The organism is Paraburkholderia hospita (assembly GCF_002902965.1).
GTDB classification, from domain to species: Bacteria; Pseudomonadota; Gammaproteobacteria; order Burkholderiales; family Burkholderiaceae; genus Paraburkholderia; species Paraburkholderia hospita.
The window spans coordinates 337100-363117 of the sequence record NZ_CP026105.1 but is presented as its reverse complement, the minus strand read 5'-3'; the positions used below and the strand labels follow the sequence as shown (position 1 = coordinate 363117).

The 26018-nt window shown below is 62.9% G+C and carries 27 protein-coding genes and 1 pseudogene; 8 read left to right on the top strand and 20 right to left on the bottom strand.

Features of this window, described 5'->3' with window-relative positions; translation table 11 throughout:
• Nucleotides 1–258: 258 nt before the first annotated feature.
• The 8 genes from C2L64_RS01580 to C2L64_RS01550 all read right to left on the bottom strand — a co-directional run bounded on the left by C2L64_RS01580 (nt 259) and on the right by C2L64_RS01550 (nt 7543).
• On the bottom strand, nt 259–1116 hold the full coding sequence (locus C2L64_RS01580) for a cytochrome c oxidase subunit 3 (RefSeq protein ID WP_007579650.1): 858 nt from the start codon (nt 1114–1116) through the stop codon (nt 259–261).
• A gap of 148 nt (nt 1117–1264) precedes the next feature.
• Nucleotides 1265–1471: a DUF2970 domain-containing protein gene (locus tag C2L64_RS01575; RefSeq protein ID WP_007579648.1), complete on the bottom strand. Its 207-nt coding sequence runs from the start codon at nt 1469–1471 to the stop codon at nt 1265–1267.
• Between the two features lie 37 nt (nt 1472–1508).
• A complete protein-coding gene (locus tag C2L64_RS01570) occupies nt 1509–2123 on the bottom strand; it encodes a cytochrome c oxidase assembly protein (protein WP_007579646.1) in 615 nt (204 codons plus the stop codon).
• Nucleotides 2124–2186: 63 nt separating this feature from the next.
• Nucleotides 2187–2324 (bottom strand): cytochrome oxidase small assembly protein, encoded by a 138-nt coding sequence (locus C2L64_RS54015; protein WP_007579644.1) that lies wholly within the window; start codon nt 2322–2324, stop codon nt 2187–2189.
• Nucleotides 2325–2428: 104 nt separating this feature from the next.
• Entirely contained in the window at nt 2429–4042 is a 1614-nt protein-coding gene (gene ctaD, locus C2L64_RS01565; RefSeq protein ID WP_007579642.1) for a cytochrome c oxidase subunit I, read from the bottom strand.
• A 47-nt stretch (nt 4043–4089) separates the two neighbouring features.
• Nucleotides 4090–5763: a cytochrome c oxidase subunit II gene (coxB, locus tag C2L64_RS01560; protein WP_086914675.1), complete on the bottom strand. Its 1674-nt coding sequence runs from the start codon at nt 5761–5763 to the stop codon at nt 4090–4092.
• A gap of 71 nt (nt 5764–5834) precedes the next feature.
• A complete protein-coding gene (locus tag C2L64_RS01555) occupies nt 5835–6314 on the bottom strand; it encodes a DUF2244 domain-containing protein (RefSeq protein ID WP_035986818.1) in 480 nt (159 codons plus the stop codon).
• 269 nt (nt 6315–6583) lie between these two features.
• Nucleotides 6584–7543: a methyltransferase domain-containing protein gene (locus tag C2L64_RS01550; protein WP_090834958.1), complete on the bottom strand. Its 960-nt coding sequence runs from the start codon at nt 7541–7543 to the stop codon at nt 6584–6586.
• 89 nt (nt 7544–7632) lie between these two features.
• On the opposite strand from C2L64_RS01550, the gene C2L64_RS01545 reads away from it, so the two are divergent.
• Both C2L64_RS01545 and trmL read left to right on the top strand, forming a co-directional pair.
• Entirely contained in the window at nt 7633–8439 is an 807-nt protein-coding gene (locus C2L64_RS01545; protein WP_090834957.1) for a ComF family protein, read from the top strand.
• 18 nt (nt 8440–8457) lie between these two features.
• Nucleotides 8458–8928 (top strand): tRNA (uridine(34)/cytosine(34)/5-carboxymethylaminomethyluridine(34)-2'-O)-methyltransferase TrmL, encoded by a 471-nt coding sequence (trmL, locus tag C2L64_RS01540; RefSeq protein WP_090834956.1) that lies wholly within the window; start codon nt 8458–8460, stop codon nt 8926–8928.
• On the opposite strand, the gene C2L64_RS01535 is transcribed toward trmL, so the two are convergent.
• From C2L64_RS01535 to C2L64_RS01515, 5 genes are all read right to left on the bottom strand, one after another.
• Complete coding sequence (locus tag C2L64_RS01535; RefSeq protein ID WP_007734990.1) at nt 8901–9452, bottom strand: O-acetyl-ADP-ribose deacetylase; 552 nt, start codon at nt 9450–9452, stop codon at nt 8901–8903. The genes trmL and C2L64_RS01535 overlap by 28 nt on opposite strands.
• Before the next feature lie 154 nt (nt 9453–9606).
• Nucleotides 9607–10605, bottom strand: a complete 999-nt coding sequence (locus C2L64_RS01530; protein WP_090834955.1) for an NAD(P)H-dependent glycerol-3-phosphate dehydrogenase — start codon at nt 10603–10605, stop codon at nt 9607–9609.
• Nucleotides 10606–10626: 21 nt separating this feature from the next.
• Nucleotides 10627–11097 carry a protein-export chaperone SecB gene (gene secB, locus C2L64_RS01525; protein ID WP_007577679.1) on the bottom strand — a complete coding sequence of 157 codons (471 nt, stop codon included), beginning with the start codon at nt 11095–11097 and terminating at the stop codon, nt 10627–10629.
• A gap of 179 nt (nt 11098–11276) precedes the next feature.
• Nucleotides 11277–11540, bottom strand: coding sequence for a glutaredoxin 3 (gene grxC, locus C2L64_RS01520; RefSeq protein ID WP_007577681.1), 264 nt, complete (start codon nt 11538–11540; stop codon nt 11277–11279).
• Nucleotides 11537–11962: a rhodanese-like domain-containing protein gene (locus C2L64_RS01515; protein WP_007577684.1), complete on the bottom strand. Its 426-nt coding sequence runs from the start codon at nt 11960–11962 to the stop codon at nt 11537–11539. The genes grxC and C2L64_RS01515 overlap by 4 nt, the downstream gene beginning before the upstream one ends.
• 151 nt (nt 11963–12113) lie before the next feature.
• Here C2L64_RS01515 and gpmA point away from each other — a divergent pair, with 151 nt between their 5' ends.
• The 3 genes from gpmA to C2L64_RS01495 all read left to right on the top strand — a co-directional run bounded on the left by gpmA (nt 12114) and on the right by C2L64_RS01495 (nt 15774).
• Complete coding sequence (gene gpmA, locus C2L64_RS01510) at nt 12114–12860, top strand: 2,3-diphosphoglycerate-dependent phosphoglycerate mutase (protein ID WP_007577685.1); 747 nt, start codon at nt 12114–12116, stop codon at nt 12858–12860.
• 418 nt (nt 12861–13278) lie between these two features.
• On the top strand, nt 13279–14877 hold the full coding sequence (locus C2L64_RS01500; RefSeq protein WP_007577686.1) for a S41 family peptidase: 1599 nt from the start codon (nt 13279–13281) through the stop codon (nt 14875–14877).
• A gap of 138 nt (nt 14878–15015) precedes the next feature.
• Nucleotides 15016–15774, top strand: coding sequence for a HesA/MoeB/ThiF family protein (locus C2L64_RS01495; protein ID WP_086914670.1), 759 nt, complete (start codon nt 15016–15018; stop codon nt 15772–15774).
• A gap of 30 nt (nt 15775–15804) precedes the next feature.
• On the opposite strand, the gene ptsP is transcribed toward C2L64_RS01495, so the two are convergent.
• From ptsP to C2L64_RS01460, 7 genes are all read right to left on the bottom strand, one after another.
• Entirely contained in the window at nt 15805–17547 is a 1743-nt protein-coding gene (ptsP, locus tag C2L64_RS01490; RefSeq protein ID WP_007577689.1) for a phosphoenolpyruvate--protein phosphotransferase, read from the bottom strand.
• A gap of 217 nt (nt 17548–17764) precedes the next feature.
• Nucleotides 17765–18034: an HPr family phosphocarrier protein gene (locus tag C2L64_RS01485; protein ID WP_007577690.1), complete on the bottom strand. Its 270-nt coding sequence runs from the start codon at nt 18032–18034 to the stop codon at nt 17765–17767.
• A 63-nt stretch (nt 18035–18097) separates the two neighbouring features.
• Nucleotides 18098–18613, bottom strand: a complete 516-nt coding sequence (locus C2L64_RS01480) for a PTS sugar transporter subunit IIA (RefSeq protein ID WP_007745868.1) — start codon at nt 18611–18613, stop codon at nt 18098–18100.
• A 277-nt stretch (nt 18614–18890) separates the two neighbouring features.
• Nucleotides 18891–19847, bottom strand: coding sequence for a glutathione synthase (gshB, locus tag C2L64_RS01475; RefSeq protein WP_007745870.1), 957 nt, complete (start codon nt 19845–19847; stop codon nt 18891–18893).
• Nucleotides 19848–20032: 185 nt separating this feature from the next.
• Nucleotides 20033–21322 carry a glutamate--cysteine ligase gene (gene gshA / locus C2L64_RS01470; protein ID WP_007745871.1) on the bottom strand — a complete coding sequence of 430 codons (1290 nt, stop codon included), beginning with the start codon at nt 21320–21322 and terminating at the stop codon, nt 20033–20035.
• 277 nt (nt 21323–21599) lie between these two features.
• Nucleotides 21600–23087 carry an ammonium transporter gene (locus tag C2L64_RS01465; protein ID WP_007577701.1) on the bottom strand — a complete coding sequence of 496 codons (1488 nt, stop codon included), beginning with the start codon at nt 23085–23087 and terminating at the stop codon, nt 21600–21602.
• A gap of 26 nt (nt 23088–23113) precedes the next feature.
• Complete coding sequence (locus C2L64_RS01460) at nt 23114–23452, bottom strand: P-II family nitrogen regulator (protein ID WP_006048089.1); 339 nt, start codon at nt 23450–23452, stop codon at nt 23114–23116.
• A gap of 414 nt (nt 23453–23866) precedes the next feature.
• Between C2L64_RS01460 and C2L64_RS01455 the strand changes: the two genes are divergently transcribed.
• The 3 genes and pseudogenes from C2L64_RS01455 (at nt 23867) to C2L64_RS53035 (ending at nt 25568) form a co-directional block, all read left to right on the top strand.
• Nucleotides 23867–24121 (top strand): accessory factor UbiK family protein, encoded by a 255-nt coding sequence (locus C2L64_RS01455; RefSeq protein ID WP_007577719.1) that lies wholly within the window; start codon nt 23867–23869, stop codon nt 24119–24121.
• Between the two features lie 100 nt (nt 24122–24221).
• Nucleotides 24222–24944: pseudogene (locus C2L64_RS01450) on the top strand (magnesium chelatase domain-containing protein); the annotation flags it as partial.
• Between the two features lie 279 nt (nt 24945–25223).
• Nucleotides 25224–25568: a hypothetical protein gene (locus tag C2L64_RS53035; protein WP_143055678.1), complete on the top strand. Its 345-nt coding sequence runs from the start codon at nt 25224–25226 to the stop codon at nt 25566–25568.
• Nucleotides 25569–26018 lie beyond the last annotated feature (450 nt).

The window sequence follows — 26018 nt, the reverse complement described above, 5'->3', positions numbered from 1 at the left end:
AAGTATGCCACTTAATTTCGCGCCGATCAGGCAATACATCGTTACGCAATCGGCGAAATCCTCACACCATCGAAGCAAAACGCCGCCCTGACGGGGTCGAGGGCGGCGCTGTCCAAGTCTTTTACGATACAGCTCTCACACCAACGCATTCGACGCTCCGACCGCGCCTGATACCAACCGCTTTCAGGCTGCCTGCGGTGCCTCGATGCGTCGATATGACGCACGATTTGCGCAGGCTCCGTGGCGTTCGAACGACGCTTACAGCCAGTACACGACGATGTACAGACCCAGCCACACGACGTCGACAAAGTGCCAGTACCAGGCCGCGCCTTCGAAAGCGAAGTGATGATCAGCCGTGAAATGGCCGCGGATCATTCGCACCAGCACGACGGCCAGCATCGTGCCGCCGAGGAACACGTGGAAACCGTGGAAGCCCGTCAGCAGGAAGAACGTCGAGCCGTACACGCCCGATGCGAGCGTCAGGTTCAGTTCGTTGTACGCGTGGAAATACTCGAAGCCTTGCAGGAACAGGAACGAGATGCCCAGCACCAGCGTGGCTGCGAGCCATGCAATCGCTTTCGTGCGGTGATTGTCGCGCAGCGCGTGGTGCGAGACCGTCAGCGTCGCGCCCGACGACAGCAGCAGCGCCGTGTTGATGGTCGGCACGGGCCACGGCGTCATCGACTTGAAGTGCGACACGAGGTCAGCCGGTCCGATATTCGGCCATACCGCCGTGAAATCCGGCCAGATCAGCTTGTAGTCGAGACTGCCAAGCTGATGCATCGCGATCTCGCGTGCATAGAACAGCGCGCCGAAAAACGCGCCGAAGAACATCACTTCCGAAAAGATGAACCAGCTCATGCTCCAGCGGTACGACGCATCGACTTTCTTGCCGTACATGCCGCCTTCCGACTCGGAGATCGCATCGCCGAACCAGTGGTACAGCGTGAAGAGCAGCCAAAGCAGACCGACCAGCGCCGTGATGGGCGCCCACGGCTCGCCGTTCACCCACGCCGCAAACGATCCGAGCATGACCAGCAGGCCAATCGCAGCGCTGATCGGATGCCGCGACGGGTGCGGTATGAAATAGTACGGGCTCTCGTTTTGACCGCTCATCGTTGATTCTCCACTTCAGTCCAGTTGTTCTGCTTGGTCCGGTTGAATCCGCAGCCGACTGCGCTGCGCCCCGGCTCTATCTCCAACGGCGCGCTGCGTTGCGCCGCCCTGCTCCGTCCATTGAGTCTTGCCCCGCTCCAACGCTCGACTAGCCGACCACCACGCGCACGATCAGGATCAACACCCCGATGAAAATCGCCGCGCCGATCAGCGCCGCGATGATCACGTGCAGCGGATTCAACTGCGTGGCATCCGCTTCCAGATCGCGCCGTTTGCGCACACCGAAAAACGACCACATCACCGCTTTCATCGACTGGCCGAAACTGCTCTTCCTGCCGCGACCGCTATCGTTCATATCCTCGCCTTCTTTGGGCAAGCGTCGTTGGTACGCGTCAGGCCGGGTTCGTTGCTTTCGCTGCACCGTCCGCCGTCTGACCTTGCGTGCCGCGCGCCGTGGGTGCAGGCGCGTTCAGTTCGAAGAACGTGTACGACAGCGTGATCGTCTTCACGTCTTTCGGCAATTTCGGATCGACGACGAACACGACTGGCATCCGCTTCGACTCGTTCGCCTTCAACGTCTGCTGCGTAAAGCAAAAACACTCGATCTTCTTGAAGAACTCCGTGGCCTGCTTCGGCGCGTAGCTCGGAATGGCCTGAGCCTGGATCGTGCGCGCCTGCTGGTTGCTCACGTCGTACATCACCGTCGTCACTTCGCCCGGATGCACGTCGATACTGTTCTGCTCCGGCTTGAAACCGAGCGGTCCGCGCGCATTGGCGTCGAACTCGATCGAAATCGTGCGGCTCATGTCGACCTGCGTGTTCTTCGCCTCGCGCGCCGTTGCGTCACGCTGCACGAGGTTGTTGATGCCCGTGACCTCGCAGATCGCGCGATACATCGGGATCAACGCAAAGCCGAAGCCGAACATCAACAACGCGACGACGACGAGCTTGAACAGCATCGGACGGTTAAAAGAGCGGTCGGCCCCGGCGGGCGGTTGCGTCGACATCGAACTTCCTCAACAGATCACATGCACAGGTGAGTCCAACTCGTCACGGCAGGTCAGGTCAGGTCACGAAGCAAACCAGACCTGCTTGACGACGGCACCCAGAAAAAAGACGGCGACGACGGCAAGCAGAATCAGACCGAGTCGCAGATTCCCTGCACGAATTTCTTCAGGCGTACGGCTTTTTTGTGGATTCCGGGTCATGCTCACGTTTCTTGATGCTGCGTTGCTGCGTGATGATTCGGTCCCGCTTCGGTCCAGCCGGTCCGCTCCGGCACTGCTCAGCCGGAGCGGACTTCGAAGACGGCTTATTCGACCGTCGGCGGATTTTCGAACGTGTGGAACGGAGCCGGGCTCGGCACGGTCCACTCGAGGCCCGTTGCGCCATCCCACGGCTTGTCGCCGGCCTGTTCGAGTTCGCCGCCGCCGCGATACGCCGGCAGCGCGACCGCGAACAGGAAGTACACCTGCGCGAGACCGAAGCCGAAGGCGCCAATCGTGATGACCTGGTTCCAGTCGGTGAACTGCGCCGGGTAGTCGGCATAACGACGCGGCATGCCGGCGAGACCGACGAAGTGCATCGGCAGGAACGCGAGGTTGAAGAAGATCAGCGACGACCAGAAGTGAATCTTGCCGCGCGTCTCGTTGTACATCCAGCCCGTCCACTTCGGCGACCAGTAGTACCAGCCGGAGAACAGGCCGAATAGCGAACCCGCCACCAGCACGTAGTGGAAGTGCGCGACCACGAAGTAAGTGCCGTGATACTGGATGTCGAGCGGCGCCATGGCGAGCATCAGGCCCGTCAGACCGCCGAACGTGAACACGAACAGGAAGCCCACCGCGAACAGCATCGGCGTTTCGAAGGTCAGCGAACCGCGCCACATCGTCGCGACCCAGTTGAACACCTTCACGCCCGTCGGCACGGCGATCAGCATCGTCGCGTACATGAAGAACAGCTGGCCCGTGACGGGCATGCCCGTGGCGAACATGTGGTGCGCCCAGACCATAAACGACAGGATCGCGATCGACGCCGTTGCATACACCATCGAGCTATAGCCGAACAGCGGCTTGCGCGCGAACGCCGGGATCACTTGCGACACGATCCCGAACGCCGGCAAGATCATGATGTACACCTCGGGGTGGCCGAAGAACCAGAAGATGTGCTGATACATCACCGGGTCGCCGCCGCCTGCCGCGTTGAAGAACGACGTGCCGAAGTGGCGGTCGAACAGCACCATCGTGATCGCGCCAGCCAGCACCGGCATGACGGCGATCAGCAGGTAAGCGGTGATCAGCCACGTCCAGACGAACATCGGCATCTTCATCAGCGTGAGGCCGGGTGCGCGCATGTTCAGGATCGTCACGACGATGTTGATGCCGCCCATGATCGACGACGCACCCATGATGTGGACCGCGAAAATCGCGAAGTCCATGCCCGGGCCCATCTGCGTCGACAGCGGCGCGTACAGCGTCCAGCCGGCGGCCGTCGCGCCGCCCGGCACGAAGAACGAGCCGACCAGCAGCACGGCAGCAACGGGCAGCAGCCAGAAGCTGAAGTTGTTCATCCGTGCGAAGGCCATGTCCGATGCGCCGATCTGCAGCGGAATCATCCAGTTCGCGAAGCCGACGAACGCCGGCATGATCGCGCCGAACACCATGATGAGGCCGTGCATGGTGGTCAACTGGTTGAAGAACTCGGGACGCATGATCTGCAGGCCCGGCTCGAACAGCTCGGCGCGGATGCCCAGCGCCATCACCCCCCCGGACAGGAACATGATGAACGAGAACAGCAGGTACAGCGTACCGATGTCCTTGTGGTTGGTGGCGTACAGCCAGCGGCGCCAGCCATGCGGCGTCTCGTGGGCATGATCGCCGTGAACATGCTCGTGCCCCGCGGCTACATCGTGTCCGATGCTAGACATGACAATCTCCTAAATCTCGAATGCTGCTTTTCTCTGACTGTGACACGTCAGGCCGCTGGGCTAATCTCGACACGGCGTGCTTCCTTCGCGTCCGCACCGCCCGTGATCGTCTCCGGCTTCTTCAGAATAATGTGGTCTTCGGCGATGCCTGCCGCCTTCAGCGCGTCGCGCACGGCTTCGGCACGCGCCTTCGCGAGCTTCGCGTTCTTGTCGGCGGAACCCGTTGCGTCGGTGTAGCCCGACAGCGTGAACTTCGCGTCCGGGTGCGCCTTCGCGTAGGCGGCGGCTGCGTCGATGGCAGCTTTGGCGTCCGCGGGCAGCGTGCTCTTGTTCGTTTCGAAGTAGACGCTGGCGGGCAGCGACGCTTGCGGCGCCGATGCCGCTGCGTTGTCCGATGCGCCGGAGGCAGCCGCGGGAGCCGATGCGCCCGCTTCGCCGCTAGCCGCAGCCGCACCGCTCGCGCCTTCCGCGCCGCTCGCCGCGACGGCGTCCGACGCGGCAGCCGCCGCCGCGCCCGCCAGGTGATCGCCACCCGCCGGCAAACGGCCGTTGCGTGCATCGGCGATCTGCTTCGGCTGCAGGATGTCGCCCGTGTGGTTGCCCCACGCGTTGCGCTCGAAGGTGATGACGGATGCGATCTCGACGTCGTTCAACGTCGGCGCCCACGCCGGCATCGCGTTCTTGCCCTTCAGGACGACGCTCACATGCTCGGCGAGCGGGCCGTTTGCGACCTTGCTGCCGTCGAGCGCCGGGAACGCGCCCGCGCCCTTGCCCGTCGGCTGGTGACAGACGGCGCAATTCGCCGCGTACACCTTGCCGCCGCGCTCCGTCAGCTCGGCGAGCGTGTAGTTCTTGTTCGGATCGTCCAGACCGGCGGCCATTTTCTTCTTCTGGTCGTCGACCCACTTCGCGTAGTCGTCGTCCGACAGCACGGTCACGACGACGGGCATGAACGCGTGTTCCTTGCCGCACAGCTCGGTACAGAAGCCGCGAAAGGTGCCAATCTTCTCCGCCTTGAACCAAGTGTCGCGCACGAAGCCGGGGATCGCATCCTGCTTCACGCCGAACGCGGGCACGTACCACGAGTGCACGACGTCGTTGGCGGTGGTGATGATGCGAATCTTCTTGTTGACGGGAACGACGAGCGGATTGTCGACTTCCTGCAGATAGGTATCCGTTTTCGGCGCGCGGCCGTCGACCTGGCTACGCGGCGTGGTCAGCGTGGACAGGAAGCTGATGCCTTCGCCCGGACCCTTCACGTAGTCGTAGGCCCACTTCCACTGATAGCCGGTGACCTTGACGGTGACATCGGCATTCGTGGTGTCCTTCATCGCGACGACCGTCTTGGTGGCGGGCAGCGCCATCAGCACGACGATGATGAACGGGACGATCGTCCAGATGATTTCGACGGTGGTGCTTTCGTGGAAATGCGCGGCTTTGTAGCCCTTCGACTTGCGGTGCGCAAACATCGAATAGAACATCACGCCAAACACGCCGATGAAGATCACCGTGCAGAGGATCAGCATGAATGTGTGGAGGCTGTAGAGCTCTTCGGCAATCCTCGTCACGGGCGGCTGGAGATTGATCTCGTTGACGCGGGGGCCGCCCGGACTGTCGCCGATTGCATGGGCAGCGCCAGCGAACAACAGCCCGCTACACGCCAGCACGCCCACGAGGGCTCGCTTGATTGTTTTCATAGCTTCCTTACCCAAATTTTCCATTCAAACCCTCGACCCCGCTGGAAGGCTGCCTCTCGTCTTCTGGAACGGCGCGCGATTCAATACGCAACTTTTTACGCCTGACACTGCCTGAGCCACAGACGCAGTTCGTCGGCGAATTGTGCGCGCCGATATTGCGCAAGGTGCTGCCCGACCGCGACCGTCTCGCCACGCGAAACCAGTCTGATCCGGTCGCGCGGCGTCGCTCCTGGTTCTACCCGCACCCAGCACGGGTTGAATTCGAACTGCGTGAGATGCTCGGCGCTGACCTGTTCGATCACGAGCCGGTTGGGAAACAGCCGGATGCGCTCGTAATCGACAGCATGGCGTGCATAGATGGCAAATGCGACACCGACAGCCAGCAGCTCGATACCCGTGAACGGCAACACCAGCCATGCACCGCACAGGACCAGCAGGAATGCTATTAAGAGCGAGAATGCCGCGAGCGACACATAGAAGAACACGAATTGCCGCGGCGAAGCCGAACAGTTGCGCTTCATCAACCAGTCCTTGAGGACGGGTTCTGACTCAGCCAGCAGATCGGTTGCATTCATCGCTGCCTCCCGCGAACCGCCAGTCACCGCATACCGCCAATGCCATCCACGCCCAGCGCAACTACGCTACCCGAACCGCGAAGGCCTCGGGCCTGTCGCTCCTATTGTGTGAGCTTTAAGCGACAAACTGACGCATTATAGGGCCGATCCAGGGCATCCACAAGCAACGCTCTATCGGCCGAAAAGCCAAGCCACACAAGCCTCTGCGCCGTTTTGACGCACTTTTCGGGCCGCTAATTTCGAGCATAACGGATGCCCTCTTTACCGCGTCAACGATTGCCCTGCCGCCCTCTTCCGATGTCTTCTATTCGCACGATTCCGTGCCCTTCGGGGGTCATTCTCGGCACCGCCTTCCATGCATGTCCGTAGATCACCTCGAAGGTCAGAGGGATCGTGCCATCGGCGCGCCGACGCGCCTCCAGCGCGGCCAGCAGCGCTTTTTGCATGCGCCTCGAAGCGACACCCGGCGACGCCTCGCGCCGGAACGGATAGGCGCCCCAGCGACGCACGTCGGCAAGCAGCGACTCCGGCGACTTGTACGTGATGGTCAAGGTCTCCTGGTCCATCACGGGAATTTCGAAGCCACTTTCGACAAGCATATCGCCCAGATCGTGCATGTCTACGAAGTCGATTACATGTTTGTGCGTATTGACGCCGTGCGCCGCTTCGATTTCGGCATACGCGCCGCGCAGTTCTTTCAGCGTGTCAGGCCCGAGCGTGCTGAACATCAGCAGGCCGTTGACCTTCAGCACGCGCTGCCATTCGGGGAAAACGAGGTCGGGCCGCGAGTGCCAGTGCAGCGCGAGATTCGACCAGATGAACTCGAATGCACCCGCTGCAAAAGGCAACGCGGAAAAATCCGCCTGAGCAAAGCGCGGACCGCGCGAGCCGAGCGCCTTACCGAGCGATGCGGGCAAAAAACGACGCCAGCTGGTGTTGGTAGCGTCGTGCTGGACCGCGCGCGCGAGCATCGCGCGTGAAAGGTCGGTGCCGAACACGGGCGCCTCGGGGAAGCGCTCACGCAACGCAGGGAGGTCGTCGCCCGCGCCGCACCCGGCGTCGAGCACCTGCGTCGGATTGACCTTGATGTAGTCGAGCCGTTCGCGCATGCGTTGTGCGATCTCGCGCGGCAGGAACGCGACATCATTGAACGTCGCGGCCCGGCGGTCGAAAATCTTCCGGAGACGGCGCGAATCATAGGCCGGACGGCCAGTTTCGGTGGGAGACACGGTTATTCGAGTCGTGCGGACGAAGAGTGCGAAGTATACTCGCTCGATTCCGTCCCTTCAGCGTCAGCGGCCTTCGGAGGCGTGTCGATATGCCGAATTGGGCTTTCCGGTGGTCTCGCGCAACACTTTCCGGGCGACCGCTTCACGAACGGTTCATCGAGGTCGCGCAACGATCCATCTCGAAACTTCCGGTGCTCGCGCGTTGCGCGCTGCCGAACCCGTGCGCGTTGTGCGGCAATATGTCGCATCGAGCGCTGTGCAGCTTTTGCGACGAGGCGTGGTGGAACGAAGCGCGGCTGCGCTGCACCGTCTGCGCGATGCCCTTGAGCGACTTCCGGCGGGCAAGCGTCATGCATTACCGCTGCGGCGACTGTCTCGCCGTGCCGCCCGCGTTCGACGCGACCGTGGCGCTTGCCGACTATCGCGCGCCGCTGGACGCGCTGGCCGTCGGCCTCAAGTTCCGCGCACGGCTTGCGCTCGCGCATGAGTTCGCGCGGCGGCTCGCGTGGTCCGCAACGGATGCGCTCGACGAACGCGATCGCCCGGATGTCGTCGCGCCCGTGCCGCTATCGGCGCGGCGGCTGGTCGAGCGCGGCTACAACCAGGCATGGGAAATCGCGCGGCCCTGCGCGAAAGCGCTCGGCATTCGCGGCGACGCGACGCTCGTGCGGCGGGTGATCGACACGGCGCCGCAATCGAAGCTCGATCTCGATGCGCGCAGGCAGAATGTCGGCCGCGCGTTCGAAGTTGCAAGTCCGGTGCAGGGCTTCCATGTCGCCGTCGTCGACGATGTGATGACGACGGGCGCGACACTCGATGCGCTGGCTCGTACGCTGAAGGCAGCCGGCGCGCGGCGCGTGACGAATCTCGTCGCGCTTCGCACGCCGAAAAACTAGTTTCCGACTCACCTTGATATGTTCAACGTCGTTCTCGTCGAACCTGAAATTCCGCCGAACACCGGCAACGTGATCCGCCTGTGCGCCAACACGGGCGCGCGCCTGCATCTGATCGAGCCGCTCGGCTTTCCGCTCGACGACGCCAGAATGCGCCGCGCCGGCCTCGATTATCACGAGTACGCGCAGATGCGCGTGCACCCCAACTGGGACGCGCTGATCGACAGCGAAGCGCCCGATTTCTCGCGCATGTTCGCGTTCACGACGCGCGGCTCCAGCCCGTTCCATTCGCACGCGTTCCTGCCCGGCGACTGGTTCGTGTTCGGCGCGGAAACGCGCGGCTTGCCGGACGCCGTGCTGAGCCGCTTCCCGGATACGCAGCGCGTGCGCCTGCCGATGCGTCCCGACAATCGCAGCCTGAACCTGTCGAACACGGTCGCCGTAGTCGTGTTCGAGGCCTGGCGTCAGGCGGGCTTTGAAGGCGGCGCCTGAAGGCGTCGTTCGAGCTCGGTCTTGTAGCGCGTGTGCATCGCTTCGTCGAAGCAGGCGAAGATCACGTGCTCAACCGTAGGCGTTTCCGGCAATGTGTCGATTACCGTTTGAACGGCGATACGCACTGCTTCGTCGGCGGGAAAACGGTAGACGCCACAACTGATCGCAGGAAACGCGATGCCCTTCGCTTTGGCGTCGCGCGCAAGCTCCAGCGAGCGCCTGTAGCACGCAGCCAGCAGTTCGGCCTCGCCCCGCTCGCCGCCGTGCCACACTGGACCGACGGCATGAATCACATGACGCGCCTTCAGCCGATGGCCGCCCGTGATCTTCGCGTCGCCTGTCACGCAACCGCCCAGCGTTTCGCATTCGCGCAGCAGGTCCGGGCCGGCCGCGCGATGAATCGCGCCGTCCACACCACCGCCGCCCAGCAATGATGTATTCGCCGCGTTGACGATCGCGTCGACGTCGAGCGTCGTGATGTCGACGACCCGCGCCTCGAGCGAGCAATGGCCAATGGTAAGCATGGGAAAACCTCCAGATTCGATGCAGCAACGATAGGAGGTGGACAGCAAAAGAAACGAGCCGTTCGGCGTTGGCCATTACCGGCTGTGTAAAAGACCTTCAGGCAATTTGCTGAAATGGATTGCGGGCCGCGAGGCCCGCTTTGGACAACGGCTTTTATTCAGCCTTCGCGTCGCGGCGCAGCAGCGCGCTGACGGCATCGCGTGGCGCGACGCCATTGAACAGCACGTCGCAGACGGCTTCGGTGATCGGCATTTCGATTCCGTGCGACTGCGCGATCGACAGCACGCCGCGAGCGCAGCGCACGCCCTCGGCTACATGCCCGAGCGCGTTGAGGATATCGTCGAGCGACCGGCCGCTTGCGAGCTGCATGCCGACCGTGCGGTTGCGCGACAGATCGCCCGTCGCGGTCAGGATCAGATCGCCCAGACCCGTGAGGCCCGTGAACGTTTCCGCCCGGCCGCCCAGCGCCGCGCCGAGGCGCGACATCTCGGCGAGACCACGCGTGATCAGCGCCGCACGCGCATTCAGCCCGAGACCGAGGCCATCGGCGATGCCCGTGGCGATCGCCAGCACGTTCTTCACCGCGCCACCCACTTCGACGCCGACCACGTCGTCGCCGCTATAGATACGCATTGCGCCGTGATGGAACGCCGCGACAGTCCGCTCGCGGCATGCCGCCGACGCACTCGCCACGGTCAACGCGACGGGCAGCCCCTGCCCCACTTCGCGCGCGAAACTCGGGCCCGACAACGTGCCGTTGCTCGCGTGCCCGCCCAACTCCTGCGCGACGACCTGATTCGGCAGCAGTTGTGTGTCAGCCTCGAAGCCCTTGCACAGCCACACGATGTGCGCCGGCACCTTGCCCATGTCGCGCATCGTGCGCAGCATCGCGCGCAAGCCCGCGACGGGCGTCGCGATCACGCACAGCGCGTCGTCGGCGAGCGCGTGATCTAGCGCGAGATCGAGGTCCGCTTCGAAGCAAAGCGCGGACGGCAACACAACGCCCGCCAGATAGCGGGCGTTTTCATGCGAAGTGGAAAGTTCGGCGATGAGCGCGGCGTCGCGCGCCCAGAGCACCGTGTCGTGCCGCGCGGCCAGATGGCCGGCGAGTGCGGTGCCCCATGCACCGGCGCCGAGAACGGCGACCTTCATACCCGGCACCGGCTGCGCGCGTCAGTGATGCGCAGCGCTGCCCGCGCCGGTTTCCTGCGTGGCGATCTGCGCGAGGCGTTGCTCGTACAGTGCCTGGAAGTTGATTTCGGCGAGGTGGATGGGCGGGAAGCCTGCGCGGGTGATCGCGTCGGCGATGTTCGAACGCAGATACGGGAACAGGATGGTCGGGCACGCAATGCCGACGAGCGGATCGATCTGCTCAGCCGGGATGTTGCGGATGTCGAAAATGCCTGCCTGCTTGGCTTCGATCAGGAACGCGACCTTGTCGCTGACCTTGGCCGTCACGGTGCCCGTGACGAGAATTTCGAACACGGTGTCCGCGAGGCGCTCAGCCTTCACGTCGACTTCGACTTCAACCGACGGCATTTCCTGCTCGAGGAAAATAGCCGGCGAATTCGGCTGCTCGAGCGACATGTCCTTCAGGTAAATGCGCTGGATATTGAAGAACGGCTGGTTGTTCTCGTCGGACATGAGTCTCTACTCCCTAAATTTCGTTGCGGCGGACGAATGCCGCCAGATCTCTTTACAAAGCGGGCCACCCCGAAAGGCGGCATCCAGCCGGCCGGTGCGAACCCGGCCTTGTTTTTTCGCTGCCGCACGCCGCCGCCGGCACAACCGGCGCGACGCGAAGGTAAAGCCTCAGCTGAAACTCAGACGACGGCTGCCAGCAGCGGCGTCAGACCGCCCGCGCGATCGAGCGCGGACAGATCGTCATAGCCGCCGACGTGCGTGTCGCCGATGTACACCTGCGGCACCGTACGGCGACCCGTACGCGTCATCATTTCCTGACGGCGCGCCGGATCCTTGTCGATCAGCACCTTTTCGACATGATCGACGCCGCGCGACTTTAGTAGACGTTCGGCCATCTGGCAATACGGGCACACCTGCGTGCTGTACATGATCACTTTGTTCACTTCGCAACTCCTTGTTTGACGACGGGCATGCCCGCCTGCTGCCAGGCGTTGACGCCGCCTTCCAGCACGTGCACTTCCGCATAGCCTGCGTCGCGCACAATACGTGCCGCCTTGTTCGACTGCTGTCCGTTCTGGCAGACGAGCAGCACCGGGTTGCTCTTATTTTTCACGAGTTGGGCGACTTTCGCTTGCAACTCGCCAAATTCGACGTGCCGCGCCGACGGCAGGTGCCCGCCGGCGTATTCCGCCGCGGAGCGCAGGTCGACGACCACGGCGTTGCGCCGATTGATCAGTTGGGTGGCGGCAGCCGCCGACAGGCCGCCGCGTCCGCGCCGGGAAATCGACGGCCAGAGGAGCAACGCCCCAGAGATGAGGGCGACAGCGATCAGTACAAGATTGGTGTAGTCGGTGAAAAACTTCACGGAAGATCCGCCGGAAAAAGAGAAGAAATCGGGATAAATCGGAAAGGGCAATCCGACCATTATAAAATAACCGTCTGACGCGATGGCGACCGCCAGCAGCAGGCTGCGGTGCCACCCCGATTCCCGCTTCCTCACTACCGACCGGCACGACATGTACAAACTCGTTCTCATCCGCCACGGCGAATCGACGTGGAACAAGGAAAACCGCTTCACGGGATGGGTCGACGTCGACCTGACCGAACAGGGCAACCTCGAAGCGCAGCAGGCAGGCACGCTGCTCAAGGGCTCGGGCTATACGTTCGACATCGCCTACACCTCGGTGCTCAAGCGCGCGATCCGCACGCTGTGGCACGTGCAGGACAAGATGGACCTGATGTACCTGCCCGTCGTGCACTCGTGGCGTCTCAACGAGCGCCACTACGGCGCGCTGTCGGGCCTGAACAAGGCCGAGACAGCCGCGAAGTTCGGCGACGAGCAGGTGCTGGTCTGGCGCCGCAGCTACGACACGCCGCCGCCCGCGCTGGAGGCGACCGATTCGCGCACGTCGTACGACGACCCGCGCTACGCGAAGGTGCCGCGCGAGCAACTGCCGCTCACGGAATGCCTGAAGGACACCGTCGCCCGCGTCATGCCCATCTGGAACGAATCGATCGCGCCCGCGATCAAGTCGGGCCGCAAGGTGCTGATCGCCGCGCACGGCAATTCGATCCGCGCGCTGGTCAAGTATCTGGACAACATCTCCGACAACGAGATCGTCGGGCTGAACATCCCGAACGGCGTGCCCCTCGTCTATGAACTGGACGAAGACCTGAAGCCGATCAAGCACTACTACCTCGGCGATCAGGAAGCGATCGCGAAGGCGCAGGCCGCTGTCGCGAAGCAGGGTAAGGCAGGCTGATCACGGCCAGTCCAATGATCGTGACCCGCCGCCATGCCGCTGCGGGTCACGGCACGCGCGCTTCGCGCGTGCCGTGCGCTTGCCTGACAGCATTGCCATGTACCCGCCATGCTGGCGCCATCATGCGTCGTCGCGAGATGGCCGGACGTTGCGCTACGATCCATACACGCAAGCAATCCATACCGATGCACACGCAACGGTATCGGCAGTTCAGCCCATACGTGGCGGCACTTTTGGCGTTGCGGGCGTCCGCCAGCGCACAGTCGCTGCGCAGGACGGCAGCGATCCTTAGAACCTCGCAGCGCGACCGCTGTCGAAACCCGATCACCCATACGTACAGGCCGTGCAAGCGTCAAGTTATACTTGTCCGTCCTTTTTCCTTTGACGCTGCCACGCGCTTCCGACCGCAACACACTCTATGCGAAAGAACCTGAAAAATATCGGCCTTATCGCCGCGGGCCTGGCTACCGGCGTTTTTGCAACCCTGCAACTCAGCGCCTCGGCCCAGCAACCCGCATCGGCGACCGCGCCCTTGCCGCTTGACCAGTTGCGACTCTTCGCCGAAGTCTTCGGGCAAATCAAGCATGAGTATGTGGAGCCCGTCGACGACAAGAAGCTGCTGACGGCCGCGATCAAGGGCATGGTGTCGAGCCTAGATCCGCACTCGTCCTATCTCGACAAGACCGACTACGAAGAGCTGCAGGAGCAGACCAAGGGTCGCTTCGCGGGCCTCGGCATCGAAATTTCGCAGGAAGACGGCCTCATCAAGGTCATCTCGCCGATCGAAGACACGCCCGCGTTCCGCGCCGGCATCCGTCCGGGCGACCTGATCACCCGCATCAACGACAAACCCGTGCGCGGCATGACGCTCGACAAAGCCGTCAAGCAGATGCGCGGTGACCCGGGCACGAAGGTCACGCTGACCATCTTCCGCAAGACCGACGACCGCACGTTCCCGCTCACCGTCACGCGCGCGATCATCAAGGTCCAGAGCGTGAAGTCGAAGATCCTCGCGCCGGGCTACGCCTATGTCCGCATCACGAGCTTCCAGGAACGCACGGTGCCCGACCTCGCAGCCAAGCTGCAGGACATCGCGCGCCAGCAGCCGAACCTGAAGGGCCTGATCCTCGACCTGCGCAACAACGGCGGCGGCCTGCTGCAAAGCGCCGTCGGCGTCGCGGGCGCATTCCTGCCGCCGGATTCCGTCGTCGTGTCGACGAACGGCCAGATTCCGGACTCGAAGCAGGTCTATCGCGACACCTACGACAACTATCGTCTGCCGTCCTTCGACACCGATCCGCTGAAGAACCTGCCGCCCATCTTCAAGACCGTGCCGATGATCGTTCTGACCAACGCGTACTCGGCGTCGGCGTCGGAAATCGTCGCGGGCGCGCTGCAGGATCAGCATCGCGCGCTGATTGTCGGCAAGACGACGTTCGGCAAGGGCTCGGTGCAGACCGTGCGTCCGATGACAGCGGATTCGGCGCTGCGCCTGACCACCGCCTACTACTACACGCCGAGCGGCCGTTCGATCCAGAACAAGGGCATCCGCCCCGACGTCGCAGTGGATCAATACGCGGACGGCGATCCGGACGACGCACTCGTCACGCGCGAAGTCGACTACTCGAATCACCTTGCGAACACGCAAGACCCGAACGAGAAGAAGGAACAGGAACAGCGCGAACAGGAGCGCATGGACCAGTTGCGCTTGCTCGAAGAGCAGAACGACAAGAAGACGCCGGAACAGAAGCAGAAGGATCGCGACCGCAAGCCGGTCGAGTTCGGTTCCAACGACGACTTCATGCTGCAACAAGGTCTGAACAAGCTCGAAGGCAAGCCGGTGCAGGAGTCGAAGTCGCTGATGGAGCGGCGTCTCGCGCAGAACAAGCCGGCTCAATCGGCTTCGGCGCCTGTCGCTGTGAAGCCCGCGCTGCCTGCTACGCCGACGGCGTCGAACCCGGCGGCGCCCGCTTCGGCGACGCAGCCCGCTTCGCAACCGGCAGTTCCGGCCAAGTAAGCGTCTGAGCTGTCCCAGTGTCTTCGCGGCCCACGTTGCCGCGAAGACACTTCCCTCCGCGCGATTAGAATAACGAGAACCTCGCGCCGTCTCTCTTCACAGCCAGCGCGACACCTACGACACACGCCGCGCCCCGCCATGAACGACGATCAACTCCTGCGCTATTCCCGTCACATCCTCGTCGATGAACTCGGCATCGAGGCTCAGCAACGCTTTCTCGACGCGCACGCCATTGTGGTCGGCGCGGGTGGTCTCGGCTCGCCGGCCGCGATGTATCTGGCGGCGGCGGGCGTCGGCAAGCTGACGCTGGTCGATGCCGATACCGTCGATCTCACCAATCTGCAGCGGCAGATTCTGCATGTGACAAAGTCGGTTGGCCGGTTGAAGGTCGAATCGGGACGCGACGCGATCGCGCAACTGAATCCGGAAGTCGTTGTGAACGCCGTAGCAGAACGCGTCGACGATGCATGGCTGGACGGCAACGTGCCGCAAGCGACTGTCGTACTCGACTGCACGGACAACTTCGCGACGCGTCACGCGATCAACCGCGCGTGCGTGAAGCACGGCGTGCCGCTGGTATCGGGCGCGGCGCTGCGCTTCGACGGCCAGATCAGCACATTCGATTTCCGCAGCGAAGATTCACCGTGCTACGCGTGCGTGTTTCCGGAAGATCAGCCGTTCGAGGAAGTGGCGTGTTCGACGATGGGCGTGTTCGCGCCGACGGTGGGCATTATCGGTGCGATGCAGGCGGCGGAAGCGCTGCGTGTGATCGCGGGCATCGGCGAGCCGCTGGTGGGCCGCCTGATGATGCTCGATTCGCTACGAATGGAATGGAACACAATGCGCATCGCGCGCCAGCCGGATTGCCCGGTGTGCGGCGAGCGGCATCGGTCGTAAATCTCGCCACTCGCCGAAAGGGAAAGCGCGTCAGGCCTGCGCGACGCGATCCAGCGCCGCTTGCACCTCTTCCGGTTCGAACGCCGCGAGCACGTCCGCCACCGGTTTTTCCAAAGTCTTCAGATGCGAGCGCAGCACCTCTTGCTTCACGAGCAGCACCTGGCTCGGATGCATCGAGAACTCCGTCAGGCCCATGCCGAGCAGCAGACGCGTGAGCGTCGGGTCGCCGGCCATCTCTCCACAGATCGACACCGGCACACCCGCGCGCTTCGCCTCGCGCAGCGTGAACGCGATCAGATGCAGCACCGCGGGATGCAGCGGATCGTACAGATGCGCGACCGCGTTGTCGGCACGGTCGATTGCAAGCGTGTACTGGATCAGGTCGTTCGTGCCGATCGACAGGAAATCGAGTCGCTTCAAAAATAGCGGCAACGCGATCGCCGCTGCTGGAATCTCGATCATCGCGCCGACGCGCACGTTCGGATCGTACGCGAGGCCCGCGTCGTCGAGCTGACGCTTGGCTTCCTGGATCAGGTCGAGCGTCTGGTCGATCTCGCGCGCGTGCGCGAGCATCGGAATCAGGATCTTCACCGTACCGAACGCCGACGCGCGCAAGATCGCGCGCAGTTGCGTGAGGAACATGTGCGGCTCGGACAGGCTATAGCGGATCGCACGGAGACCCAGCGCCGGGTTGGGCGCCGTCTCGTACTCGTCGCCGATCGAATCGAGCGGTTTGTCCGCACCGACGTCGATCGTGCGGATCGTCACGGGCATGCCGTTCATCAGTTCGACGGCACGCCGGTACGCGGCGAACTGCTCCTCCTCTTCCGGCATCCCGTCCTTCTGGTTCATGAACAGGAACTCGGTGCGGAACAGGCCGATGCCCGTCGCGCCCGCGTCGAGCGCGGCCTGCGCGTCGTCGGGCAGCTCGATGTTCGCGCACAGGTCGATGCGCGTACCGCACACCGTCTGTGTAGGCGAGAACTTCAGGCGCTGCAGCTTGCGCGACTCCAGTGCCTTTTCGCTCTGCCGGTATGAATACTCTTCGAGCACGATAGGCGCCGGATCGACGATCACGATGCCATGATCACCGTCGACGATGATGAGATCGTCCTGACGGATCAGCGCGCTCGCGTGCTGCACGCCGACCGTCGCGGGAATGCCGAGGCTGCGCGCGACGATCGCCGTATGCGACGTGCGGCCGCCCAGATCCGTGACGAAGCCCTGGAAGGTTTGCCCCTTGAACTGCATCATGTCGGCGGGCGCGATGTCGTGCGCGACCACGATCATTTCGTCGCAGCGTCCGTGAATGCCGTTGACGAGCCCGCCCGTCGCGCCCGCCAGCGCCTTCAGCACGCGCTCGACAACCTGCTCGATATCGGCCTTACGCTCGCGCAGATATTCGTCTTCCACTTCGTCGAAATGGCGGGTGAGGCGTTCGAGCTGTTCGGTCAGCGCCCACTCGACGTTGTAGCGGCGCGTGCGGATGAGGTCGATGGTTTCCTGAACCAGCATCACGTCGTTCAGGATCATGGTATGGACGTCGATGAAGGCGCCCATTTCGGAGGGCGCGTCGGCGGCGAGATCGGCGCGCAACGCGTCGAGTTCCCGATGCACGAGCGCCTGGGCCGTGCGAAAACGCTCCACCTCGCCCTCGATCTGGGTGGGCTCGATCAGATAGTGGTCGACGTCCAGTGCAGCCGGGGCGATCAGATATGCCCGCCCGATGGCGATACCGCGTGACACGGGAATTCCATGCAGCGTGAACGACACGCGCACCTCCTCTAGTTGTGTGATGCCGCGGCAAACCGCTGCAATGCTCTCAGACCCCGACGACCATTATAAATTCCGTACCGCATATCGTTGCTGTGCAGCGCAGCATCGAATGTCGCAGTAAGCCGCGCGCCGGCCCGCAATCCGGCGGACCAAAAGAAAACGCCGCGACATCGCGCGGCGTCTTCCATGCAGAACGAATGCAGCAGCGGATTTTTTATTGTCCCTCGCCGAATTTGTCGGCGATCAGTTTGAGCAGCGCGTCCATTGCATCTTTCTCGTCGGCGCCTTCCGTTTCGATCACCACCGTGCTGCCGATTCCCGCCGCCAGCATCATCACGCCCATGATGCTCTTCGCGTTGATCCGCCGACCGTTGCGGCTCATCCAGATTTCCGCCTGGAAGTTGGCGGCGAGTTGCGTGAGTTTGGCTGACGCGCGTGCGTGCAGCCCCAGCTTGTTCACGATAGTCGTTTCCTGTTGCAGCATGTGTTGGTCCGATGCGCGGGTGTTGATGTTAGCGAGGAAAAGCAGAAATCTTGTGCGCGGTGCTCAGGTGGCGTTCCCGCTGCAGCCGGTTTCGCTGGCTGCCTTGCAGCTTTCGGCGAGCACTTTGTCCGGCGGCGCGACGGGAAGGCAGTCGTCGGTATTCGCGACGGCACAGGCGGCGACGGCCGGCGTCGCCGGTCCGACAGCCTGTACGCCTTTGGTCGCGCCCGCCAGCGCCTTGTCGACGAGCACGTCGAGCGGCGTCGCGCGATAGCAGACCGCGCGCACGAGCATCGGCAGATTTACACCTGCCAGCACCCGCACATCGGGAATCGACGCGAGGCGGCACGCGATATTCGCCGGCGTCGCGCCGAACATGTCCGTCAGCACGAGCGCGCCGTTTTCTTCTCTAAGCCTGTCGATCTCGGCATGCGCGAACGCCACGACCTGGGCGGGGTCGCAATCCGCCGACACGTCGATGACGCCGATGCGAGCGGGCAAGCCGCCGTAAATATGAGAGACACACTCGCGAAGCGCGGAGGCGAAGGGAGCGTGCGCAATGATCAGAATGCCTGCCATGTCAGCCTTGCTGCAGAAAACCGCCCGAAAATCGCGGCCGTGCTTCCGTTCCACTGTCCGGCAGCCGAAACAACGGCGCAGACGCGGCGAACAAAGCACGCCATCGAACTCGCCTGAGATCCGACCGCCAAGGGGCCGGATCGCGTGGGCCCTCGCGGGCCGCTTTCAGGGGAGCGGGCATTGTAACAGCCTCATTTTCGCGCTTTCGGCCTTTTCTCGCTTGGCTGGCCATCGCACGAACTTCCATAGCAGAACATGGCGGCGCACCCGCGCCGATTCAACCGACGGCCTTCTCTAGCGCGTCGATGAACATCGCCGCCACGTCGAAGCCCGTCTGATCCATGATCTCGCGGAAACACGTCGGGCTCGTCACGTTCACTTCCGTCAGCCAGTCGCCGATCGCATCCAGCCCGACTAGCAGCAGGCCGCGTGCCTTCAGCACCGGCCCGAGCGTTTCGGCGATCTCGCGGTCGCGCGCCGTCAGCGGCTGCGCGACGCCCAGCCCGCCCGCTGCGAGGTTGCCGCGCACCTCGTTGCCCTGCGGAATGCGCGCGAGCGAATACGGCACCGGTTCACCGCCGATCAGCAGAATGCGCTTGTCGCCCGTCTTGATCTCGGGGATGAACTTCTGCGCCATCACCGAACGCGCGCCGTCGTGGCTCAGCATCTCGACGATCGAGCCGAGATTCATACCGTCCGCCTTCACGCGAAACACGCCCATGCCGCCCATGCCGTCGAGCGGCTTCAGGATCACGTCGCCATGCTCGGCGTGAAACGCGCGCAAACGCGCCGGATCACGCGTGACGAGCGTCGGCGCGACGAATTGCGGAAACTCGCCGATCGCCATCTTTTCCGAGTGATCGCGAATCGCCTGCGGCTTGTTGAAGATGCGCGCGCCCGCGCGCTCGGCCAGTTCGAGCAGCCACGTCGACGTCACGTATTCCATGTCGAACGGCGGGTCCTTGCGCATCACCACTGCGCCGAAGTTGGTCAGCGCGCGCGGCTCGACGGGCTGCGCTTCAAACCACACGTCGCGATGACCGTCCGACTGATCGCCGACGATCTCGAAGCGGTATACGTTCGCCTCGACGCCGCTGCCCGTCCACGCCAGATGCTGCGGCTCGCACGCATATAGCGTATGACCGCGCTTCGCGGCCTCGGCCATCATCGCGTAGGTCGAATCCTTGTAGATCTTGAAGCGGGAAAGCGGGTCGGCGATGAAGAGAATGTCCATGGAGTTCCTGAGGCGCCCTCGCGGGCCACACATCGTTCGTTATAGCGTAAGGCGAACGCGCTGACGCAGCGCATCCGCCTGCAAATGCTGCCGCGTTCGACGCGGCGGGAGCGTCAGCCTACCGCGAGCGCGCTCTACGCGCTTGCGGGGTGCCTGTCCAGGGTCGAGCGCAACGGCGGGCCCGATCAGACCTGGATCGCCTCGGGATCGGTCTTCTCCAGTTCCACCGACGCCGCCAGCAGCCCCAGCCGTCCCACCACGCCGTACATGTAGAAGCGGTTCGGCGGCGCGGCGCCCGGCTTTGCGTGCGCATCCGGCAGGGCCGTGTGCTCGAAGCCGAGCGGCACGAAATGCATGCCGGGCGCGTTCAGATTCTGGTCGCGTTCGCGGCTGCCGTGCACGCGGTAGAAGCCGCCCACCACATACCGGTCGATCATGTAGACGACGGGTTCGGCCACTTCCTCGCCGATACGCTCAAACGTGTAGACGCCTTCCTGCACGATCATGTCGTGCACGTCGAGGCCTTCCTTCGTGGTCGACATGCGGGTGCGCTCGCGCTTGGTGAGCGCAGCTACTTCCGACGCGTCGTGCACCGTCATCACGCCCATTCCGTAAGTGCCCGCGTCCGACTTGATGACGACATACGGCCGTTCCGAAATACCGTACTCGCGATACTTCTTCGCGATCTTCTTCAGCACGCCGTCGATCGCGTCGGCGAGCGCTTCCTCGCCCGTGCGCGCCTCGAAATCGACGCCTTCGACATGCGCGAAATACGGATTGATCATCCACGGGTCGATCTCGACCATCTTCGCGAACTTCTTCGCGACGTCGTCATAGCACGAGAAATGGGTGGACTTGCGGCGCACGGCCCAGCCCGCGTGCAGCGGCGGCAGCAGATACTGCTCGTGCAGATTTTCGAGCACGGGCGGAATGCCGCTCGACAGGTCGTTATTCAGCAGAATCGAGCAGGGATCGAAATTCTTCAGCCCGATACGGCGCGCCGATCGCTCCAGCGGCTCCAGCACGATCTTCTGCCCGTCCGACAGCGCGATCGTCACCGGCCCGACGATGCTTTCGTCGAGCGTACCGAAGCGGACGTTCAGGCCCGCCTGACGCATGATCGTCGCGAGCCGCGCGACGTTCTCCAGATAAAACGCGTTGCGGGTGTGACGCTCGGGAATCACGAGCAGGTTCTTCGCGTCCGGGCAGATCTTCTCGATCGACGCCATCGCCGCCTGCACGGCAAGCGGCAGCGTTTCCTGCGGCAGGTTGTTGAACGCGCCGGGGAACAGGTTGGTATCCACGGGCGCGAGCTTGAAACCGGCGTTACGCAGATCGACCGAGCAATAGAACGGCGGCGTGTGCTCCTGCCATTCGAGACGGAACCAGCGTTCGATGGCGGGCGTGGCGTCGAGGATCTTCCGCTCGAGATCGAGCAGCGGGCCGTTTAACGCCGTGACTAAATGCGGAACCATTGATCACTCGCAGACTGGAGAAAAAAGATTGTAGAGCAAATGCTTTGCCCATTTGGGGTCGCTTTCTCCATTCGCAAGTTATGGGTGGATGCATTCTCCCTATAGGAACGATAGCCGGAAAATCTGCTGTTTGTGAGACAAGATTGAAGCGGGCTGCGGCGATCCGCCGCGCCATGAAAAAAGCCCGCCATGAAGGCGGGCCAAAGTCGCTGCGCTTGTACCTTTTTCGTACCTTTCGTGACCCCGTCGCCGGGGAAAACCGGGTTTGCTGGACCTGTTACTCGACGTGTTCGCCGTGCAGGATCACGTCCAGACCTTCGCGTTCTTCTTCTTCCGTCACACGCAGGCCGATCGTCGCGTCGATGATCTTCAGCAGGATGAAGCTGATCACGCCGCTGTACACCAGCGTCGTCACGACACCCTTGGCTTGCAGCAGCACGCTGCCGTCCGCGCCGCCGATGTCCTTGACGGCGAACACGCCCGTCAGCAATGCGCCCACGATACCGCCGATGCAGTGCACGCCGAACGCGTCGAGCGAATCGTCGTAGCCCATCTTGTGCTTGAGCCACGTTGCCGACCAGAAGCAGACCACGCCTGCGATCAGACCGATGGCGAGCGCGCCGCCCACGCCGACGAAGCCCGAAGCCGGCGTAATCGCAACCAGACCTGCCACTGCGCCCGACACAATACCGAGCACCGACGGCTTACCCTTGGCGATCCATTCAGCGAACATCCAGCCGAGTGCAGCCATGGCCGTTGCAACTTGCGTCGTCATCATCGCGAAACCGGCACGGCCGTCAGCGGCGACTGCCGAACCCGCGTTGAAACCGAACCAGCCCACCCACAGCATCGAGGCGCCGATCATCGTCAGCACGAGGTTGTGCGGTGCCATCGAGTCCTTGCCGTAGCCCGTACGCTTGCCGAGCACGAGACAGCAGACGAGACCCGCGATACCCGCGTTGATGTGCACCACCGTGCCACCCGCGAAGTCGAGGATGCCTGCGCTAGCCAGCCAGCCCGTCGGTTCCCAGACCATGTGCGCGATCGGCGAGTAGACGATGATCGACCACAGCGTCATGAAAATGAGCATCGCGGAGAACTTCATACGGTCGGCGAATGCGCCCGTAATCAGTGCCGGCGTGATGATCGCGAACGTCATCTGATAGACGAAGTAGACCGATTCCGGAATCGTCGACGCGAGGTGGCTGACCGTCAGCGTTGTCGCCTTGTCGCCCTTGATGTAGGTCATGCCCGACATGAACACGCGCGAGAAGCCGCCGATGAACGAGCCGCCCGGCGTGAACGCGAGGCTGTAGCCGACCACGGTCCAGATCACCGTCACGATGCAGGTGATCGCGAAGCTCTGCATCACCGTCGCCAGCACGTTCTTCTTGCGGACCATGCCCGCGTAGAAGAGCGCGAGACCCGGGATCGTCATGAACAGCACGAGCGCGGTGGAGGTCAGCATCCAGGCGGTGTCGCCCGAACTGATCTTCGACGAATCGACCGAGAACGGCGCGGTCGGTGCAGCCGGTGCCGCATCCGAAGCAGCAGCCGCTGCCGATGCGTCAGCCGGCGCGCTGGCGGCGGGTGCGGCCGAAGCGTCGGCAGCAGGGGCGCTCGCAGCGGGCGCAGCCGGTGCGCTCGCCGTCGTGTCCGGGGCGGAAGCCGCGGCGGGAGCCGACGCGTCGTCCGCGACGGCAGCGCCGATGCCGACCGTCAGCAGCGAGCCGGCCATCATCAGGGACATCAATAATTTACGCATCTTCAGTTTCCTCTTGTCGCTGTTTTTTACAGTGCGTCCGCGCCGGTCTCGCCGGTGCGAATCCGAATCACCTGTTCGATCGGCGTGACGAAAATCTTGCCGTCGCCGATCTTGCCCGTACGCGCCGCGCGCTCGAGGGCTTCGATCGCCTGGTCGACGATGTCGTCCGACACCGCGGCTTCGATCTTCACCTTCGGCAGAAAGTCGACGACGTACTCGGCTCCCCGATACAACTCCGTATGGCCCTTCTGACGACCAAATCCTTTGACTTCCGTCACCGTGATCCCCGAGACGCCGATCGCCGACAGGGCTTCGCGCGCCTCATCGAGCTTGAAAGGCTTGATGATTGCGGTAATGAGTTTCATGAAATCCTCGCTGTAGTGACTCAACCCGTTTGCGTGACTTGCATTTGCCTTGCGCCCTGCTTTCGGTTAACCCCCAAAACCCTTAGCAATGGCGCTTCTCCAGACGGCGTCCCGCCGGTGCGCGGGGCAGTAACAGCAACGTCCATGCCATGTTTGTGGCAGACTCCCGTCGGCGCTTATGGCATAAGGCTTTGCGCGTTTTCTTGTCCGGATGGCCAGTTCAGGCTGGGCACGCTGGCGCGCTATCGGGATCGTTGCTAGAGTGTTTGCAGGCTTGGACAACAGGCGTGCGCACCAAAGGCGCCCATGCTGTAGCGGGTGACCGGGGAACATGCACCAGAAACGATCATTCAGTGTTACGAGGCACGCGCGTAACATCACATGCACATTTTTTGTGCAATTAAGGGGAATGAAATGAAACAACCAAACGACGTCTTCAATGACTTTCAGGCCAAAGTTTCCGAGTTGTTCAAAAACTCGCCGGCCAAAGATGTCGAACGCAATGTGCGCGCAATGCTGTCGCAAGGCTTTTCGAAGCTCGACCTGGTGACGCGCGAGGAATTCGACACGCAGACGCAGGTGCTCGTGCGCACCCGCGCGCGGCTCGAGGAACTGGAGCGGCGCGTCGCCGAACTCGAGCAGAAGCTGCCCGTGAGCCAATCGTCCTGAGCACCCCCTTCTGATCTGCACATCACAGGCAAGCGGCCCGTGACGTCATTAGCGCTTTAAGGTGAACGCGCCCTGCGGGCGCGTCGGGACGGGAGACAACATGTCGCTTGCCGTGGTGCGCAGTCGCGCGCCGGCCGCTGGCCGCGCGCCCGAAGTTACCGTCGAGGTTCACCTCGCCAACGGACTTCCTTCTTTTTCCATCGTCGGACTACCCGATCTCGAAGTGCGCGAGAGCCGCGAGCGTGTGCGCGCCGCGCTGCTCAATTGCGGTCTCGATTTTCCCGTGCGCCGAATCACGGTGAACCTGGCGCCCGCCGATCTTCCAAAGGAATCCGGTCGTTTCGATCTGCCCATCGCGCTCGGCATTCTCGCTGCGAGCGGGCAGATTCCGGTCGAATCGCTCATGCATCGGGAATTTGCGGGAGAGCTCTCGCTGACGGGCGCGCTGCGTCCGATGCGCGGCGCGTTCGCGATGGCGTGCGGCACGGCGCGCGGCCATCAGTCCTATCCTGAAACCTCGTCCGATACGCCGGAAGACGCCGCGAGCAGCCGCACACCGGAACTCTACCTGCCGCTTGCCAGCGCAAAAGAGGCGGCGCTCGTGCCCGGCGTCGCCGTTTATGGCGCGACGGATCTGCCGTCGCTGTGCGCGCATCTGGCGGGCGACGCGGACGCGCGGCTTTACCCCGTCGCGGCGGCGACCTTATCGGACGATGCGCGGGTCGCGCCGCCCGATATGGCCGACGTCATCGGCCAGCGCGGCGCCCGGCGCGCGCTCGAAGTGGCGGCGGCGGGCGGCCACCACATGCTTACCTTGTGGCCAATTAAACCCCATTTGTAACCGGCCTAGCGGCGCCTGCGTTCGCCCGTAGTCGCCCAAGCGACCAAGTGGTGGCCCCCTCTACATATGAGCGCTAGATCAGTTCGCCTTTCCGCGAGGGGTGACGATCTGCAAAGGCGTTCACTGCCACCGGTCGGCCGTCCAGTCGTCGGCTCGCGCGGTTCATACCGCTGTCGCGACCTCCGCAACGCCAAATTGCTCTTGCACTAACTCCATAGATTAGTTACATTGCCACTAACTAATTACGTTAGGGAGGGATCCATGCCACAAACCTCATTTCACACTATAGATCGCACGGCAGCTATCAATGCGATCGAGACCGTTACCAGCGCGCTGGAACGGGCCGTCGTTGGCTTACAAAATTTAAGAAATATCCTTGTAGAAGCTGAGGCGGCGCCCGAATTTGACCCGAAAGATCCAGCGAACAAATTCTCGGATCGCAAGCTCACGCCGAGAGGCATCGAGATTTGCTATCGGTTGTTTGATGCCGGGCATACGCGATATGCGGTTAAAGAACTTATGGAGATCAGTTTTTCCGCAGCTGATAACCGTTGGCACTCTTGGCAACAAGCCGGCGGCGCACAAAGAGAAAAGCAACCGCTGTAATGACATATTTCGCGCGTTCAGGGAGAAGGCGACGATGGCGAACGCGCCGCTGTACATCCGGTTGCGCATTCAAAGGAAAACGTAATGGGAAATAGAACGAAACTGACTGGCGAAGTCGTTAGCTTAAGCTCCCTTGCGTATGCAGCAGCACTCAGGTCCAGATCGGTACACGGTGCAGATATCGCACTTCAGGCGATTCAATATAATCCCATCTATCTTGCTCTGTCCGACGAAGAAAAAAATGAGCTGCACCGGCACATCGGCAAAGGCGTTATTCGTTTACGGAGATGGCGGGGATATGAAGTGAGCCGCACAGCGAGTGGAGCGCCGCGCCGAACGCGCTCAAACGGGCCGAGCAAAACTCATACAATGCATACGCTAGTTGGATCGTCTCCTCCGTCAGTCGCCGCGCGACGAGGCCGTCTCAACAACAGCGAGATTGTTCGTTTT